The sequence below is a fragment of the Clostridium sp. 1001271st1 H5 genome, assembly GCF_005845215.1.
Taxonomy (GTDB): domain Bacteria; phylum Bacillota; class Clostridia; order Lachnospirales; family Lachnospiraceae; genus Enterocloster.
The window spans coordinates 1-3,136 of sequence record NZ_SPHO01000052.1 but is presented as its reverse complement, the minus strand read 5'-3'; the positions used below and the strand labels follow the sequence as shown (position 1 = coordinate 3,136).

Genomic DNA, 3,136 nt, shown 5'->3' with positions numbered 1-3,136 from the left:
GATCCAAAGTTAGAAGAAAAAATTTACAGTATGAAGCCTACCGTGGAAGTCTGGCGGGGGGAACTATGGGGAGTTCTGGAAGTAGAAAGTCATAACCAGCTTTCTGAAAGGGAGATTGAAGCAGTAAAGGAGTACTGGGAAGGTCAGGAAAGTGATGGGTGGGGAGAAGGATTTGAACAGCGGGGAATCAAAATTCCAGAGGGAGAACTGTATGTCAGCTTTTGGAACAGTGGAGATGAATTCTTTCTGACCACAGAAGAAGGTTTGAAAGGAGAAGAGCAGGAACCAGCCGTTCAGAAAGGAGGGATTGTTTTTGGAGCATTATGATGGAGAATTTTATACCCTTCGATTGTTCAGCCCCATAGAAGGAGAGATATATTCTCTGAATAGTACAGAGGAAGGTATTCATCTGACCGCTTATGAGATGGAAAACTATTCGTCTTTTATACGCGACCATATGGAAGGTGTAGGATTGTTGGGAAAAAGAAATCAGAAATTGATGACATACTTTAATAATGCAAAGAGGCTGCATAAGCCGGTTAGCCTATCACTGGATCTGGAAGCTTATGAGGGAAGATTATGGAGTGTACTGCAGGCAGACTCACAGGATAAACTGACACATGAGGAGGTTCAGAGTTTAGCAGAAACATGGGGAATGATTGCTGCTGGAGGCTTTATCAGAGAAATGCAAGAGACAAGGATCCTGGTACCAGATGGAGAACTTATGGTTTTTCTTGGAAATGAGGGACTGGATTACTTTGTATGTCCGGAAGAGGTTTTGAAAGGGACGGCACATACATTAAAACCAGCCCTGGATGTTGCCATTTATTCAGAAGCATATTTCCCAGAGCGGAGTTATCAAGGGGCGAAGCTGAGGCTTCCAGCAGAACCCGCTTTTTTGAAGGATGCAAAGATGAGAGCCTTTATTCATGAAAATGAGCCTTACCGGATTGAACTTCTGGGGAACTGGCCATCTTTTCTTAAGAATATATTGGAAAAGGCAGCGTCTGTTACCTTAGAAGAAGTCAATGTATTAGCTTGTCTGGTTACTCATATGGACTCCAGTCAGATAGAAACTTATGAAGCCGCCATTCAGATGCGTCAGGAAGAAAATATAGATGTTCCAGTTGGGATAAAAGAGTTACTCAATCTTTGTTATAACCTGGAGTGCTTTAAATTCCTCCGAGGCATTATAGATGACAGGAAACTGGGAGAATTCTACCTAGAGGAAGACAGATTAGAGTGGATCCATATGCTTGAAGTGGATATAAGAGAATTATTGGATCCGCAAAGAGTGGGGATGGATCAGCGTAAGGAGGAAATGGGCATATTTACCTCAAAAGGTTATGTATTTGAGAATGCTCTTTCGTATCAAGATATTTATGATGGAATTCACCTTCCCGATATTGACGGAGTGGCCGGAGGGATTTTTTCTCTTCGCCTGGTCGGATCTCAATATCCAGAAGAACAGGGAACCTGGTTGGAACTTCCAACTACAGATTTGGGGTTTCAGTGGGCGCTGAACAGATTAAACGAGAGAACTTTTGATGACTGTATCATTACGGAGAGCATCAGCACAGTGCATGGATTATCCGTTAAGCAGACAGATGACATTGAGACATTGAATGAACTGGCAAGACAGCTTCAGGAATTTCCTGATGATAGAACGCTTTGCAAATTCAAGGCAGCTTTGGAACTAGAGCAATGCGATAGCTTGGAACAGGCTCTTCGGATTGCGGAAAACCTGGATTGTTATTCCTATGATCCACAGATGTATTCCATGGCTTCGTATGCAAGGTATCTGTTTCGGGAATTGGAGTTCAATATTGATGATCCAGCATTTGCTACATTTGATTTTCAAGGATATGGGGAACGTCAGCTTGGGCTGTTGGAAAGTGTGCAGACAACCTACGGAATGATTACCCGTAATGAAGATTTTCCAATACAGACACAGCAGAACACAGAACAGGGAATGAAAATGCAGTAAGGGAAGCGTTGAACGTGCTTGATGATCAAATGGAGGAAACTAATAAGAATGAGGTGTGAAGGAGAATAGAAAATGACATATGAAGAATTTTTGAAATTAACAAAAAAGAATTTAAAACGATTTTTTCCGGAATCTTTTCAGGAAAGAAAAGTGGAAATCATGGAGGTGTTAAAAAATAACAACATCAAATTGCAGGGAGTATACCTTCCAGGCACTAAAAGCTATACATCCGTTCCGCTTTTATATCTGGAATCCTATTATCAGGAACTTGAGGATGGAAAGAAACTGGAGGATGTGTGGCAGAAAATTGCTCAGGATTATCAGAAGTGCCAGGAAGCAGAGATAAGCATAGATGGCATTTCAAGCAGGGAATGGGATTATGAAACGATAAAGAAGAGTCTGACCGTCTATGTCCGCAACGCACAGGAAAATATAGATTTTCTGGCAAGCTGTCCTCATGAAATACGAGAGGATCTGGCACTGGTTTATGGATTTCATGTGTTGGTGGATGGAGAAAAGGCCGGAAGTGCCATTATTAATTATGACAGGCTGAGGTGGTTGGGAGTCAGTGAGGAGCAGTTAAAGCAGGATGCCTGGGAAAACATGAAGCAGAGCAATCCTCCTTGTTTTTTGGATTTACAGGATATGCTGGCAAAAATGTATTCTGATGAACTGGGAGATGTAAAAGCAGGTAGTTTGGAATATTTAGAGGATGTGGATCCCAATGCAATGATGTATGTTCTGACGAATTCAAATTAGGTCAATGGGGCGGTTTATATGCGTGACGAAGAAGTGATGTCTCTTATTGCAGAAAAGCTGGGATCAGATTTGATCGTGATTCCGTCATCGATTCATGAAACGATTATTCTAAAAGAAACAGAGAATGTAAGCGTAACTGAACTGAATGCGATGGTTGAAGCTGTAAATGAGGAAGCCGTGACCCCACAGGAGAAGTTGGGGAATTCAGTTTATCGATTTGATAGGGAAGCCCAAAGACTGGAAAAGGCAGTAGAACAGGCAGAGAAGCTGGACTTTGAACCTGGGATGTCACCGGTATTTTCGTAGGACTCAGTTATATGTTTCATGAGTATTGTGGATGTTAGGAGGGATGCAGAATCAACAGTTTTATTTCATGGGTTGGCGGAAAGA

2 protein-coding genes and 1 pseudogene are annotated in these 3,136 nt (G+C 42.0%); all 3 read left to right on the top strand.

Going from position 1 to position 3,136, the window contains the following annotated elements; all coding sequences use genetic code 11:
• A partial coding sequence (locus tag FGS84_RS30435; protein ID WP_138311869.1) for a hypothetical protein occupies nucleotides 1-327 on the top strand: 327 nt, incomplete at its 5' end.
• On the top strand, nucleotides 314-1,987 hold the full coding sequence (locus FGS84_RS30430) for an antirestriction protein ArdA (RefSeq protein WP_138311868.1): 1,674 nt from the start codon (nucleotides 314-316) through the stop codon (nucleotides 1,985-1,987). The genes FGS84_RS30435 and FGS84_RS30430, both read left to right, overlap by 14 nt.
• 72 nt (nucleotides 1,988-2,059) lie before the next feature.
• A pseudogene (locus tag FGS84_RS30425) lies at nucleotides 2,060-3,052 on the top strand (DUF5688 family protein).
• Nucleotides 3,053-3,136: the final 84 nt, after the last annotated feature.